Annotated in this window: 14 protein-coding genes; 4 read left to right on the forward strand and 10 right to left on the reverse strand. The window is 74.4% G+C overall.

Annotation, left to right across the window (positions count from 1 at the left end):
- Positions 1-77: 77 nt before the first annotated feature.
- From ABC795_RS00705 to ABC795_RS00725, 5 genes are all read right to left on the reverse strand, one after another.
- On the reverse strand, positions 78-2,537 hold the full coding sequence (locus ABC795_RS00705; RefSeq protein ID WP_347058867.1) for an FtsX-like permease family protein: 2,460 nt from the start codon (positions 2,535-2,537) through the stop codon (positions 78-80).
- A 1-nt stretch (position 2,538) separates the two neighbouring features.
- Positions 2,539-3,267: an ABC transporter ATP-binding protein gene (locus ABC795_RS00710; protein ID WP_347060663.1), complete on the reverse strand. Its 729-nt coding sequence runs from the start codon at positions 3,265-3,267 to the stop codon at positions 2,539-2,541.
- Between the two features lie 205 nt (positions 3,268-3,472).
- Positions 3,473-4,168, reverse strand: coding sequence for a response regulator transcription factor (locus tag ABC795_RS00715; protein WP_347058868.1), 696 nt, complete (start codon positions 4,166-4,168; stop codon positions 3,473-3,475).
- Positions 4,165-5,352 carry a sensor histidine kinase gene (locus tag ABC795_RS00720; protein ID WP_347058869.1) on the reverse strand — a complete coding sequence of 396 codons (1,188 nt, stop codon included), beginning with the start codon at positions 5,350-5,352 and terminating at the stop codon, positions 4,165-4,167. The genes ABC795_RS00715 and ABC795_RS00720 overlap by 4 nt, the downstream gene beginning before the upstream one ends.
- A 75-nt stretch (positions 5,353-5,427) precedes the next feature.
- Positions 5,428-6,000 carry a hypothetical protein gene (locus ABC795_RS00725; protein ID WP_347058870.1) on the reverse strand — a complete coding sequence of 191 codons (573 nt, stop codon included), beginning with the start codon at positions 5,998-6,000 and terminating at the stop codon, positions 5,428-5,430.
- A 108-nt stretch (positions 6,001-6,108) separates the two neighbouring features.
- Between ABC795_RS00725 and ABC795_RS00730 the strand changes: the two genes are divergently transcribed.
- Entirely contained in the window at positions 6,109-6,264 is a 156-nt protein-coding gene (locus ABC795_RS00730) for a hypothetical protein (protein ID WP_347058871.1), read from the forward strand.
- 4 nt (positions 6,265-6,268) lie between these two features.
- Here ABC795_RS00730 and ABC795_RS00735 read toward each other — a convergent pair whose 3' ends face one another.
- Positions 6,269-7,591 carry a Rieske 2Fe-2S domain-containing protein gene (locus ABC795_RS00735; protein ID WP_347058872.1) on the reverse strand — a complete coding sequence of 441 codons (1,323 nt, stop codon included), beginning with the start codon at positions 7,589-7,591 and terminating at the stop codon, positions 6,269-6,271.
- Between the two features lie 125 nt (positions 7,592-7,716).
- Positions 7,717-8,052, reverse strand: coding sequence for a hypothetical protein (locus ABC795_RS00740; protein ID WP_347058873.1), 336 nt, complete (start codon positions 8,050-8,052; stop codon positions 7,717-7,719).
- Between the two features lie 271 nt (positions 8,053-8,323).
- Here ABC795_RS00740 and ABC795_RS00745 point away from each other — a divergent pair, with 271 nt between their 5' ends.
- Together ABC795_RS00745 and ABC795_RS00750 are read left to right on the forward strand one after the other, a co-directional pair.
- Entirely contained in the window at positions 8,324-8,602 is a 279-nt protein-coding gene (locus ABC795_RS00745) for a DUF4212 domain-containing protein (RefSeq protein WP_347058874.1), read from the forward strand.
- Positions 8,599-10,320: a sodium:solute symporter family protein gene (locus ABC795_RS00750; RefSeq protein ID WP_347058875.1), complete on the forward strand. Its 1,722-nt coding sequence runs from the start codon at positions 8,599-8,601 to the stop codon at positions 10,318-10,320. The genes ABC795_RS00745 and ABC795_RS00750 overlap by 4 nt, the downstream gene beginning before the upstream one ends.
- 123 nt (positions 10,321-10,443) lie before the next feature.
- On the opposite strand, the gene ABC795_RS00755 is transcribed toward ABC795_RS00750, so the two are convergent.
- The 3 genes from ABC795_RS00755 to ABC795_RS00765 form a co-directional block, all read right to left on the reverse strand.
- Positions 10,444-10,686, reverse strand: a complete 243-nt coding sequence (locus ABC795_RS00755; RefSeq protein WP_347058876.1) for a hypothetical protein — start codon at positions 10,684-10,686, stop codon at positions 10,444-10,446.
- Positions 10,687-10,784: 98 nt separating this feature from the next.
- A complete protein-coding gene (locus tag ABC795_RS00760) occupies positions 10,785-11,645 on the reverse strand; it encodes a manganese catalase family protein (RefSeq protein WP_347058877.1) in 861 nt (286 codons plus the stop codon).
- Positions 11,646-11,781: 136 nt separating this feature from the next.
- Positions 11,782-12,516 (reverse strand): ATP-binding protein, encoded by a 735-nt coding sequence (locus ABC795_RS00765; protein ID WP_347058878.1) that lies wholly within the window; start codon positions 12,514-12,516, stop codon positions 11,782-11,784.
- Between the two features lie 62 nt (positions 12,517-12,578).
- On the opposite strand from ABC795_RS00765, the gene ABC795_RS00770 reads away from it, so the two are divergent.
- Positions 12,579-13,289, forward strand: a complete 711-nt coding sequence (locus ABC795_RS00770) for a response regulator transcription factor (protein ID WP_347058879.1) — start codon at positions 12,579-12,581, stop codon at positions 13,287-13,289.
- Positions 13,290-13,293: the final 4 nt, after the last annotated feature.

Raw genomic sequence — 13,293 nt, forward strand, 5'->3', positions numbered from 1 at the left:
GGAGGGGGCGGCCAGACCTGCACGGTGGCCCGTCAGCCGGTCGACGGAGGCCACTGCGCAGATCCCGCCCGGGCGGGTCAGCCGGCGATGGCGGCCACGGGGGCCGTGCGGGCCGCTCGGCGGGCCGGCAGCACCGAGGCAACCAGCCCCGCCGCCGTGGCCACCGCGACGATCGCGGCCACCTGCAGCCAGGGCATGCTCAGCACCAGCTCGCCGTACGAGCCGAGCACCGAGGCGACCCCGATCAGCCCGTAGGCGCTGCCCAGCACCACCCCGAGCACCGCGGCCACCCCGGCCACCAGCGCGGCCTCCCAGGCCAGCAGCCGCCGCAGCTGACCCCGGGTCAGCCCGAGCGCCCGCAGCAGCCCGTTCTCCTGGCGCCGCTCCACCACCGACAGGGCCAGGGTGTTGCCGACGCCGATCAGCGCGATGACCACCGCCACCCCCAGCAGGCCGGTGACGACGAGCAGCAGCACGTCGAGCACCGAGTCGATCGCGGCGCGCTCGCTGGCCAGGCCGGTGACGAAGGCGAACGGCATGGCCGCGCCCGCCACGTCGGTGACCTCGTCGATCACGTCGGCCTGGTCGGCGCCGTCGGCCAGCCGCAGCCAGACGGTGTCGACGGCGGCGTCCGGCGCGAGCCGGGCCAGCTCCGCGGCGGGCAGCGTGGGCCGCTCCACGTCGCCGTACAGCGCGGTGGCCGTCGCCGTCCGGCCGCCGGAGGTGAAGGTGACCTGCTCGCCGACCGGGACCTCCCAGCTGCACTCCGCCCACCACGGCAGCACGACCTCGCCCGCGGCGGGGATCGGCACGTCGCCGGTCGAGTGCATCACCTTCGCCGCGGTGGCGGCGTCCATCCCCGCGACGCCGGTCTCCTCGCCGTCGGGCCCGATCACCGTCGCGGCGGTGAGAGCCGACGCAGCGACCACGCCGTCGACCGCGGCCAGCCGACCCGGCAGCGACGGCGGCATCGGCTCGCCGCCGGAGACGATCACGTCGGTGGGGTACTGCGCGGCCAGGCCGGCCTGCGCGGTGGCCCGCGTGGACGCCGCGCCGACGACCATGGCGGTGGTCAGCGTGACGCCGATGAGCAGCGCGGTCGCCGTGGCCGCCGTCCGCCGCGGGTTGCGGGTGGCGTTGCCGGCGGCGAGCCGGCCCGGCACGCCGCCCAGCCGGGCGGCCAGCCGGCCGACGGCCCCCACGACCGGCGGCAGGGCCCGCTGGGCGAGCAGGACGACGCCGAGGAAGCTCAGCGCCCCGCCCGGCAGCGCGATGAGGACGTCGGCGAGATACACCCCGAGCCCCATGAGCAGCACCCCCGGGACGACCAGGAGCAGCCCGAGCACCAGGCGCAGCACGCCGCCCCGCGACCGCAGCGGCGCCGGGTCGGTCGGCCGGAGCGCGGCCAGCGGCGCGACCGTCGTGGCGCCACGGGCGGGCGCGAGGGCGGCGAGCAGCGTGGTGAGAGTGCCGACGGCGAGACCGGCGACCACCGCGACCAGCGGCACGGAGAGGTCCGAGAGGGGGACGGGGGAGTCGGCGGCCTCGGCGATCGCCGACACCCCGGCGGCCAGGCCGATGCCGGCGAGGACCCCGATGACCGAGGCGGCCAGCCCGGTCAGCACCGCCTCGCCGAGGACGCTGCGGCGTACCTGGCGCGCGGTGGCGCCCACGCAGCGCAGCAGCGCGAGCTCGCGGGTGCGCTGGGCCAGCAGGACGGCGAACGTGTTGGCGATGACCAGGCCCGCGACCAGCACCGCGACCGTGGCGAAGACCAGGAGCACCGCGGTGAGGGCCATCGTGTCACCGGTGAGCTGGGCGGCGGCCTGCTCGGCCTGCTCGGTGCCGGTGCGCACCACGACCTGCCGGTCGGCGAGGGCGGCGCCGACCTGCTGCGCCACCTCCGCGGCCGGAACGCCGTCGGCTCCGGCCACCCGCAGTTCGGACGGGTCCACCGCACCCCAGCCGCGCAGCTGGTCGGTCGTGCCCCAGATGCGGCCGTAGCTGCCGGCCGTGGGGTCGCCGCCCAGGTCCACCACACCGGTGACCGTGGCGGTGGCGTTCCGCTCGGCGCCGTCCGGCGCGAAGTACGTGAGGTCGATCGTGTCGCCGACGGCGGCGCCGGTGCGCTCGCTCACGGCGATCTCGCCGGCCGCGTCGGGCAGCTCGCCCTCCGCCAACGCCTGCCAGCGCAGGACGGGCGCGCCGGCGACCGACTCGGCGAGCAGGTACTGCGCGCCCGTCCGCCCGGGCAGCAAGGCCTGGACACCGGTCTCCCAGGTGGCGTCGACGGCGGCGACGCCGTCCAGGGCGGCGATGCGGTCCAGCTCGTCGTCGAGGCCGGAGGCGTCCTCGGAGACGACCACCGCGTCCGTGCCGACGTAGGGGGCGCCCACGGCCTCCAGCACGGTGGCGCGGGAGGTCTCGTTGAGCACCAGGGTGGCCACGACGAAGCCGACGGCGATGACGATCGCGAGGGTGGAGGCGATCAGCCTCGCGGCGTGCGCCCGGGCGGTGGCGAGGGTGACGCCGCGCATGTCAGGCACCCAGTCCGCGCAGCGCGTCGAGCACCGACTCGGCGGTGGGGTGCAGCAGCTCGCCGGCCAGCCGCCCGTCGGCCAGGAGCACCACGCGGTCGGCGTAGGCGGCGGCGGACGGGTCGTGGGTGACCATGACGACGGTCTGCCCGGTCTCCTTGACGCTGGAGCGGAGCAGGCCGAGCACCTCCGCGCCGCTGCGGGAGTCGAGGTTGCCCGTCGGCTCGTCGGCGAAGACGACGTCGGGACGGGGGAGCAGGGCGCGGGCGATCGCCACCCGCTGCTGCTGGCCGCCGGAGAGCTCGTGCGGCCGGTGCCCGAGCCGTTCCCGCAGGCCGAGCCGGGCGACGACGTCGTCGAACCACACCGGGTCGGGGCGCTGGCCGGCCAGCTGCATCGGCAGCACGATGTTCTCGCGGGCGGGCAGCACCGGCAGCAGGTTGAACGCCTGGAAGACGAAGCCGATCCGCGAGCGGCGCAGCGCGGTCAGCTCGTCGTCGTGCAGGCTGGTCAGCTCGGTGTCGCCGAGCCAGACCTGCCCGGCGGTGGCGGCGTCCAGCCCCGCCAGGCAGTGCATGAGCGTGGACTTGCCCGAACCGGACGGGCCCATGATCGCGGTGAACTCGCCGCGGGCGAACGAGACGTCGACGCCGGCGAGCGCGTGGACGGCGGTCTCCCCGCTGCCGTAGGTCTTGCGCAGGCCGGTGGCGCGGACGGCTGCGCCGGACAGGGACGCCGGCGGTTCGCCGGGGACGGTCAGGACCGGGACGGGCACGGATGCCTCCGAGGTGGGGGACGACGACGGGGATCACGTTCTCCTCCGGCGTCGTCGTCCCGCGTCGGAGCGCGGGATGATCTGCGGCGTCATCCCCCGGTCGTACAGACGGGTTCCCCTGCCCGACCGCTCGCGGGCTCGCCGAGGCCCCCGCGAGGGCCTACGCGTTGCGGAGCAGGTCCGCAGGGGCGACCAGGCCGGTGCGGTAGGCCAGGACGACGGCCTGGACCCGGTCCCGCGAGCCGGTCTTGGCCAGCACCCGGCCGACGTGCGTCTTCACCGTCGCCTCGCTGACGAAGAAGTGCGCGGCGATTTCGCTGTTGGTCGCGCCGTACGCCATCTGCTCCAGCACCTCGCGCTCGCGCTGGGTGAGCGCGGCCAGGCCCGGATCGGCCTGGCCGGCCGGCACGACCGGCGCTCCGCCGCGCAGCAGCGGGGCGACGTGCTGCAGCAACCGGCGGGTGGAGCTGGCCGCGATCACTGAGTCGCCCGCGTGCACCGTGCGGACGGCGGCGAGCATGTCCTCGGGCGCGGCGTCCTTGAGCAGGAAGCCGCTGGCCCCGGCGCCGATCGCGGCCACCACGTACTCGTCGAGGTCGAACGTCGTCAGGACGACGACCCGGGGCGGATCCGGGAGCGCGGTGACCTGCCGGGTGGCCTCGATCCCGTCGGTGCCGGGCATGCGGATGTCCATGAGGACGACGTCGGCGGAGGTGCCGCCCAGCAGCTCGACCGCGGCCGCGCCGTCGCCGGCCTCCCCCACCACGGTGAGGTCGGGCTGGGAGTCGATCACCATGCGGAAGCCCGCGCGGACCATCTGCTGGTCGTCCACGAGGACCACCCGGATCGCGCTCATCGAGCCGGACGGTAGGGCAGTGCCGCGTGCACGCCGAACCCTCCGCCGTGTCGCGGGCCGGCCTCGAGCCGCCCGCCGTGCAGCTGGGCCCGCTCCCGCATGCCGCGCAGCCCTTGGCCGCTGCCGTCGGAGCCGGCGACGGCCGCCGAAGCCCCGCGGCCGTCGTCGAGCACCGAAAGCTCCAGCGCGTCGGGCCGCCACTGCAGGCGCACCCAGGCCCGCCCGGCCGGACCCGCGTGCTTGAGCACGTTGGTGAGCGACTCCTGGACGATCCGGTAGGCCGCCAGCTGCGGGCCGGCCGGCAGGGGCTGCGGGGTGCCCTCGACGATCAGGTCGACGTCCAGCCCGCTGGCGCGCACGTCCTCGACCAGGGTGGGGATCGCGTCGACGTCGGGCTGCGGGGCGTACTCCTCCCCGCCGCCGTCCCGGAGGACGCCGAGCAGGGCGCGCATGTCGGTGAGCGCCTGGCGGCCGGTGGCGGCGATCGCATCGAGGGCGTCGGTGGCGGACTGCGGATCGGCCCTGCCGGCGTAGCGGCCGCCGTCGGCCTGTGCGATGACCACCGACAGCGAGTGCGCCACGACGTCGTGCATCTCGCGGGCGATCCGGGCCCGCTCCGCGGTGGCCGCCAGCCGCATCTCCTGGTCGCGCTCCAGCTCCAGCAGCCGGGCGCGCTCCTCCAGGCCGGCCATGCGGAGCGCCCGCGCCCGGCGCAGATCCCCCAGGGCCCACGCGGCCACCACGGAGACCCCGATGGCACCAGCAGTGATGAGCGTGCTGTCGGACGTGTCGGCGCCGAAGTAGCGGGCGGCGGCCAGGACCGCGCCCACCAGGCCGGCGACCAGGCCGGCCCGGCCGGCCCAGCGCGGGGCGTAGGCGGCCAGCGAGTAGACCATCACCAGCGCCGCGTAGTTGGCGGCCAAGAACTGCGAGGAGACGACCAGCTCCAGCAGCCCGGCCGCGACCACCGCTGCCGCGGCGGGAACCGGCGCCCGACGCCGCCACGCCAGCGGCACGACCAGCAGCACCCCGACGACGAAGGACGCACCCTCGTCCGGCCAGTACGACCCGGCGGGCAACACGACCGTGACCATGCCGATCGCCGTCGCGAGCGCCAGGTCGACCAGGAACGGCCGCTCGCGCAGCTCCGCCACCAGGCGCTCTCCGGGGGCAGACCCGTCCATGCCGGAGAGCCTAGGGACGGCCGCGCCGCACCTCGTCGCCCCCCGGGAGGATCTCCGCGTCCCCCCGCAGGAGGATCAGCTGCCCGACGAGGGGTCCTCGTCGGGCTCGGGGATGTCGTCGCCCGCGGCGGCGACGACCGCGTCGACGGTGACCTCCTGGCCGTTGCTGAAGGAGAAGGTGACCGGGATCGACTGCGACGAGCGCAGGTCGCGGTCCAACCCGACGAGCTGCACCGAAGGCAGGTCCGGCGCCCCGACGTAGAGGTTGTCGTTCGCGGGCACCTCCAGCGACGAGGCCGCCTGCTCGGTGCTGTCGGCGAAGATCCGCGCCTCGGCGAACTCCTCCCCGGTGATGGTGTCGAGGGTGACGACGTCGGACCCCGAGTTCGTGACCGCGAAGGTCAGCGGGGCGTCCTCGCCGGCGCTGTAGAGGCCGTCGGCGGGGTAGGGGAGCTCCACGTCGGCGAGCGTCACGTCCTCGGTGACGGACTCGTCCGGCCCGGGGTTGCCGCGGTCGACCTCGGTACCGATCTCCTCGATCGGGTTGGCCGAGTTCTCCTCCTCGGCGACTCCGCCGCAGGCGGCCAGGGGCAGGGCCGTGGCGAAGAGCAGGGCGGCGAACGGGTGCGTGCGGGTGCGGCGGGTCATGCTGGTCCTTCCGGGGGCGGCGGGCGACCGTCCGGGGCTACCCCGGGCGGTCGCCGGCACGGCGCCGGTAGGCCGACCGCAACACAGTCGTCGCATTGGGGAGGGCACGTGGGCGACGACGACCGGGCGCGCCGGCCGCCCGACGACGACGGCGGGGACCCGGCCTGCTGGCTGCGCCGGGTCTGCCCGGCGTGCGGCGGGCTGGCCGACGAGGACCCGCCGACGGTGTGCCCGCGCTGCGGGACGCGGCTGCCGGCCGGGTGAGCGCTCAGGCTGCGGCGGAGCGGCCGGCCAGGTGCCGGGCGGCCGCCACGAACTCGCACAGCCCCTGCCGCAGTGCCACAGCCGCCCGGTCGGCCGGCACGTGCACCTCGTCCCGGGGGTCCAGGGGCAGCCCGCTGATCGACAGGAGTTCCTGCGAGCGGACGTCTTCGGCGAGGATCCGGCGCTGCAGGGCCACCTGGTCGGCCAGCCAGCCTGGCGTGGGCAAGGGCTGCCCGGGGCCGGCGGAGACCAGCAGGCAGGTGTAGATGCGGGTGGAGTCCAGGTCCTCGGGTTGCAGGAAGTACAGGAGCGTCGTGGCTGCCCCGGAGTCCAGGAACTCCTGCCGCAGGCGCAGCCGGAACGGCGCCCGGAAGACGTAGGTGGTCCGGCGGCGCTGCCGCAGCGGGCGGGCGCCGGTGGCCACCTCGGGGTCCACGGGGTTGTCCACCCACTGCTCGCGCACCACCCGGAAGCCACCCGGCTCGGCCAGCACCTCGACCGGATCCACGTCGGCCCGGTCGGGCGTGCCGATCGTGGTGGCGTGGACGAACGGGCCGTGCGTCGCATCGAGGAAGGTGTCCGCGAGCGGTCCCGCCGGGCCGGGGGACCGCGTCGGGGGCAGCCACCGGGGGACGAAACGCCGATCGGCGGCCTCGGGCACGTCCAGCGTCCGGTCGATGGGGTCGGCCGGCGCCAGCCACACCACGCCGAGCCGCTCGCGGACGCCGAACGCCGACGGTGAGATCACGAGGCCGTCGTCGGAACGACCCAGCGTCCAGGTGCGACCCAGCAGCCGGACCTGCAGCCAGCCGCCGGGCCGGAGCTCCGTGGTCACCGCCACCGGGTGCCAGGCGTGCTCCAGGGACGGGTCGAGGTTGTCGAGGACCCGGCCGCTGGGCGGACCCGGCGGTGGAGCCGGCTCGGGTCGCGGCTCGGCGACCGGCCGGGGCGGGCCGGCTCTGGTCTGCTCGGGGGCCAGCCAGATCCAGCCGTACCGCTCCTCCACCGCCCACGGGCCGACCAGGTCCGCCCGCGGAGGCGGGCAGCCGTCCGCCCCCAGGGTGGGGACCTCCGTGCAGCGGCCGTCACCGTCGAACCGCCATCCGTGGGCGGGGCAGACCAGCCGGCCGTCGGTCACGAGTCCCCCGGCCAGCGGCACGAGCCGGTGCGGGCACCGGGCGGGGAACGCGCTCACCTCGCCCCCGGGTCGCAGCCGGACGACGACGTAGGCGCGCCCGCCCGCGCCGACCGGCACCGGCGTGGTGCCGATCTCGGCGGCGCGGGCCACCGCGAACCATCCCGACGACGCAGCACTGGATGCGGCCATGAGCCATTGCACCGGTGGCCGGTTCCGACCGGGTTACGGGCGGTGCAACGTTGTGGGTCAGCCGACGGTCGTGTGCTCCGTGAGCGGGGCCGGACCCTCCGCAGGGTGCCGCGTCGGGCGACGGGTCAGTTCGTCGGGGAAGCGGCTCGGGAGACCCGGAACAAGGAGACGGCGGCGGAGCCGGCGAGGATCCCCCCACCGACGGTCAGGACCAGGCCCGGGCCAGGCGCCCAGCCCGAGAAACCCACGAGGCCCGCCAGGTGCAGCACCTGCCACAGCGGGAGGGCGATGGCCACGACGGCCAGCGCCAGCGCATGCACGGCGGCGAGGGTGGAGGAGCGGATGATCGCCCCGGCGATGCCGAGCAGTGCCGCGTACATCGTCCACAGACCTGCTCCCCGCACGCCCGTGACGTTGCCCGCAGCGGTGGCGACCCAGGGGAGGAAGGCTCCGAAGAGCACCAGGAGTGCAGCGCCGAGCAGCCGCCTGCTCCCGGGGCTGCGACGCCGGGTGCGGCGCCCTGTCTCCCGTGTACTCATCACCACGAGGTCGGAACTCTAGGTGCTGCAGCGCCGGCCCGGTAGCCCGTCGCGCACCGGCTCGCTCGAAAGTCCATCGACGTCACGCCTTCGTGTCCGTTGCCGTTCGAGTGTTTGACCGTACCGGGCTGGTCTGGTTCCCTTCTCGCGCGCGTGTGATCTGGCACACACGGCCGACCCTTCGGAGGAGCGGGTGGACGCTACGCAGCGTAAGGAGTACTGGCGGAGGAACATCCGCCTGATGAGCGTGCTGCTCGTCATCTGGGCACTGGTGTCGTTCGGTGCGGGAATCGTCTTCGTCGAGCCGCTGAACACCATCCAGGTCCTCGGCTTCCCCCTCGGCTTCTGGTTCGCCCAGCAGGGGTCCATCGTCACCTTCGTCGTCCTCATCGCCGTCTACGTCTGGCGGATGGACAAGCTCGACGCCGAGTTCGGCATCGACGAGTACGAGGAAGAGGTCCACCACTCATGAGCGACATCCAGGTCTGGACGCTCGTCTTCGTCGTCATCACCTTCGGCATCTACATCTACATCGCCTACGCCAGTCGGGTGTCCACCACGGCGGGCTTCTACATCGCCGGTGGCGGCATCCCGGCGTCGGCGAACGGTGCCGCGATCGCGGCGGACTGGATGAGCGCCGCGTCGTTCATCTCGATGGCCGGCATCGTCGCGTTCGCCGGCAACGGGTACGCCGGGTCGGTCTACCTCATGGGATGGACGGGCGGCTACGTGCTGCTGGCGCTCCTGCTGGCGCCGTACCTGCGCAAGTTCGGGAAGTACACGATCCCGGACTTCGTCGGTGACCGGTACTCCGAGAGCGCCCGCCTGGTCGCCGTCGTCGCGGCGATCGTCGTCTCGTTCGTCTACGTCGCGGGACAGATGGCCGGCGTCGGCCTGGTGTTCCAGCGGTTCCTCGGTGTCGGCACCACGGCCGGTGTGGTCATCGGCATGGTGATCGTCTTCTTCTACGCCGTGCTCGGCGGCATGAAGGGGATCACCTGGACGCAGGTCGCCCAGTACAGCGTGCTGATCGTCGCCTACCTCATCCCCGTGGTGGCGATCTCCGCGCAGTTCACCGGCAACCCGTTCCCGCAGATCGGCTTCGGCCAGATCCTCGGCGAGCTCGACGGCCTGCAGCAGGACCTCGGATTCGCCGCGTACACCGAGGCCTTCACCCAGACCAGCATGCTCAACATGGTGCTGATCACCGCGGCACTGATGTTCGGCACAGCCGGCCTGCCGCACGTGATCGTCCGCTTCTACACCGCCAAGAGCGTGCGGGCCGCCCGGTACTCGGCGCTGTGGGCGCTGTTCTTCATCGCCCTCCTCTACACGTCCGCTCCGGCGGTGGGCGCGTTCAGCAAGTACAACTTCATCGACCAGATCGCGGGCACCTCGATCGGCGCGACGCCCAGCTGGTTCAACACCTGGGCCGACGTCGGTCTGATCACGGTCGACGACGTCAACGGCAACGGCATCATCGACTACGGGCCCGACACCGGCGAGCTGCTCATCAACAACGACATCATCGTGCTCGCGACGCCGGAGATCGCCGGCCTGCCGGCACCCGTCGTCGGCCTGGTCGCAGCCGGCGCCCTGGCCGCCGCCCTGTCCACGGCGTCCGGGTTGCTCCTGGTCATCTCGTCCTCGGTGGCCAACGACGTGTACTACAAGCGGATCAACCCCACCGCCACGGAGGGCCGGCAGCTGCTCGTGGGCCGGATCGCGATGGCGCTGGCCATCGTCGTCGCCGGCTACCTGGGCATCAACCCGCCCGGCTTCGTGGCCCAGGTGGTGGCGCTCGCCTTCGGCCTGGCCTGTGCGAGCTTCTTCCCGATCCTGGTGCTCGGGATCTTCTGGAAGAAGACGACGGCAGCCGGAGCGACGGCGGGTCTGGCGGCGGGCCTGGCCACCACCGTCGCCTACATGCTGTGGACGATCGACATCTACGGCAACGGCGACGGTCTGTTCGGCATCCCCGAGACCGGCTTCGGCACGATCGGCATGCTGATCAACTTCGTGGTCACCATCGTGGTGTCGCAGTTCACCACGAAGCCGTCGCCGGTGATGCAGGAGCTGGTCGAGGAGATCCGCTACCCCGGCAAGAGCCGGCTGGTCGCGGCGCACGCCGAGGGGCACCTGGACGACCTGACCCACGGGGAGCCGCCGCACGAGCCGCGCTCGCACTGAGCGAGGACCCCCCTGCCGCTCACCGCTCGCACGCTCGCGGTGGGACCCCGGCAGGGGGTCCGCTCCCCCGCGCCTGAGGCGCGCTCCCCTGTCCGGTGGGGGGCGCGCCTCCGCGCGTCCGGGTCAGGCAGTGGTGGCGCGGGCGGGAGCGGCGGCGGGTGCGCGGACGACGGCGCCCGCCGGGGCCGGGGCCGGGGAGCGCCGGTGGTGGGCGACCCAGCGAGCGGTCAGGCCGGTGAGGACGACGAGCCCGGCGACCGCGTGCTGGCCGGGGGCGCTGACCGCGACGGCGATCGCGGCGAGGTAGACCAGCGAGAGCAGGACGGCGGGAAGGGCGGGGCGGGGCGGCTGCAGGTGGGGGTGCACGGCAGGACCTCCTGGAGGGGTGGCCCGCCGGGCCGGCGGCCCCCCGGGATCGGGTGGGCCACCGGCACGGCGAGGGCGCGACGGGGTGAGGCCAGGCCTCAGGTGAGCATGTCCTTGGCCTTCTGCAGCATCGACTGACCCGGCATCTGCGGCGTCGGGAACAGGCGCGGGTCACCCGGGGGCAGCTGCGGGGCGTCGGCGGCGGCCTCGATCGGCCGGGCGGTGAACTCGCCGCGGCCGTCCGGGGTCGGGCCGTGCGCCCAGCGACCGGCGGCGGCCTCGGGGCCGTCCGAGGCCAGGATGAAGGCGAAGCCGGCGTCGCCCGGCTCCTCCTCGATCGGGAAGGCTTCGGGTACCGGGATGCCCTCGAGCCCGTCGGCCTTGAGCTCCTCGATGGCGGCGAGCCACTGCATCTGGTGCATGTGGTCACGGGCGATGAGGAACTTCAGCGTCTCCTTGACGCCCGGGTCGTCGGTCATGTTGTAGAGCCGGGCGACCTGCAGCCGGCCCTGCATCTCGGCCGTGGCGTTGTAGTGGAAGTCGGCCATCAGGTTGCCGCTGGCGGTCACGTAGCCGCCGCTCCAGGGCAGGCCCATGCTGTCGCGGTAGTAGGCGCCCCCGCCGTTGACGATCGCGTGCTGCGGGTTGTGCGTCCCGTAGCCGGCGGCGGCTTCCTTGCTGCGGTCGGCGGCGTCCGGCTTCAGGGGGATGTGGTCGAGCAGCCGGTCGATCATCGTCACGAGGATCTCGACGTGGGCGAGCTCCTCGGTGCCGATCGAGAGCAGCATGTCCTTGTACTTGCCGGGCAGCCGGCAGTTCCAGCCCTGCAGCAGGTACTGGGTGGCGACGGTCATCTCGCCCCACTGACCGCCGAGGACCTCCTGGAGCTTGCGCGCGAAGTCCGGGTCCGGGCCGTCGGGCTTGGCCTCGTACTGCAGCGCCTGGGTGTGCGTGAACACGGTGTCTCCTCTGCGTCGTCGCCGTCCCGCGATCGCGGTGACACAGGGGATCTGCCCGCCCCGGGTGGCCCACCGGTGCCGTCCGGTGGCCCGCCGGTGCCAATGTGAGTCGCCCGTCGGACGAGGGGGTCCTTCCTCAGCGGTCGGGGAGCTGCACGACGAGGGTGAACACGGAACCGTTCTCCGACCACAGCACCCGGCCCCCGAGCTCGCCGGCCTGCCGCTGCACCGACCAAAGCCCGAGGCCGGTGAGGTCCACCGGCGGCCGCGAGGTCTGCAGGTGCTGGACGACGCGGTCGACGGGCACGCCGGCCTGGCTGAGCGCCAGCTCCACCCAGCCGGTGCGGGCGGTCGCCCGCAGCCGCACCGGGGCGCCGTTCCCGTGGCGGTGGGCGTTCTCCAGCAGGTTGATCAGGATGCGCTGCACGCGGGCGTCCGCGACGCCGACGTCGCCGGCGTCGCCGTCCACCTCGAGTGCCAGCTGCGACCGGGGCAGCCCCGAGGCGGCGACCGACGCGCAGAGGACGTCGCCGAGGCGGCGGGTGGTCGGCGACTGCCGGACCGCTCCGCCGGTCGCGTCGGCCGTGCGCAGCATCGACGACAGGTGCGCCGCCTGCGCCCGGGCGAGCGCGAGCAGCTCGGCGGCCTGCGCGGGCGCGCGGTCCAGCGACCCGAGCACCGCCTCCAGCGAGGCCAGTGGGCTGCGCATGTCGTGGCAGAGCGCGCGGACGACGGCGTCCTCGGGGCTGGGCCTCTCCGGTGGGGTGGGGGCCCGGCGCGGGCGCGGCAGGTGCGCGCGCAGCACTCGGGCCAGATCGGTGAGCAGTCCGCAGTCACGCGTGGACGACTGTGTGTCGGCAGCCAGGGTCACGGGCACCTCCTCGGGAGGCCGGCCGGCAGCGCCGGAAGGCGCACCGACCGTCAGGGAGCGATGTGGGCGAGACCGACGACGCGACCGCTGCTGACCGCAGGCCGCCGGTGGATGTGGTGGTCGTCGACGACCACCCGCTGTTCACGCGTGGGCTGAGCCTGCTGCTGCCCGGGCTCAGCGGAGGTCGGGTCCGCGTGGTGGGGACCACGGAGGACGCGTCGGCCGCCGCGGCGCTGGTGCGCCGGCACCACGCCGACGTGGCGATCGTCGACCTGCACATGCCGCCGCCCGGCGGAACCAGGGCCATCGCGGCGATCCGCCGGGCCGATCCGCTGGTCCGGGTGGTCGCGCTCTCCGGGCTGGCCGAGGCCGACGCCGCCATCGAGGCGCTGCGCGCCGGGGCGTCGGGCTTCCTGCCCAAGACCGCGGACCCGGACGCGCTGGTACGGCCGCTGCTGGCCGTCCTCGACGGGTGGGCGGTGCTGCCGGAGGCGGTGCTGCGCCAGTTGCTCGACGAGGCGACGCCGTCCGGGGAGCAGAGCATCGCCGACGCGCTGACCGCCGACGAGCGACGGCTGTGGCGGCTGATCGCCGACGGCACGAGCACCGTGGACATCGCGACGACGCTGCACGTCTCGGAGCGGACGACCAAGCGGCTCGTGGCGCACCTGCTGCGCCGGCTGGACGTGGCGACCCGGGTGGAGGCGGCGGCGCTGGCCGGCCGGGTGGGCCTCGGAAAGGACTCCGGCGCGCCGGGACGGGAGACCGGGTGAGCTC

Source organism: Blastococcus sp. HT6-30 (assembly GCF_039729015.1).
Taxonomy (GTDB): Bacteria; Actinomycetota; Actinomycetes; order Mycobacteriales; family Geodermatophilaceae; genus Blastococcus.

Excerpts from the sequence above, each read along its gene's own strand:
- ABC795_RS00705 (WP_347058867.1), bottom strand. The coding sequence starts at position 2,537 with ATGCGCGGCGTCACCCTCGCCACCGCCCGGGCGCACGCCGCGAGGCTG.
- ABC795_RS00715 (WP_347058868.1), bottom strand. The coding sequence starts at position 4,168 with ATGAGCGCGATCCGGGTGGTCCTCGTGGACGACCAGCAGATGGTCCGC.
- ABC795_RS00720 (WP_347058869.1), bottom strand. The coding sequence starts at position 5,352 with ATGGACGGGTCTGCCCCCGGAGAGCGCCTGGTGGCGGAGCTGCGCGAG.
- ABC795_RS00725 (WP_347058870.1), bottom strand. The coding sequence starts at position 6,000 with ATGACCCGCCGCACCCGCACGCACCCGTTCGCCGCCCTGCTCTTCGCC.
- ABC795_RS00735 (WP_347058872.1), bottom strand. The coding sequence starts at position 7,591 with ATGGCCGCATCCAGTGCTGCGTCGTCGGGATGGTTCGCGGTGGCCCGC.
- ABC795_RS00750 (WP_347058875.1), top strand. The coding sequence starts at position 8,599 with ATGAGCGACATCCAGGTCTGGACGCTCGTCTTCGTCGTCATCACCTTC.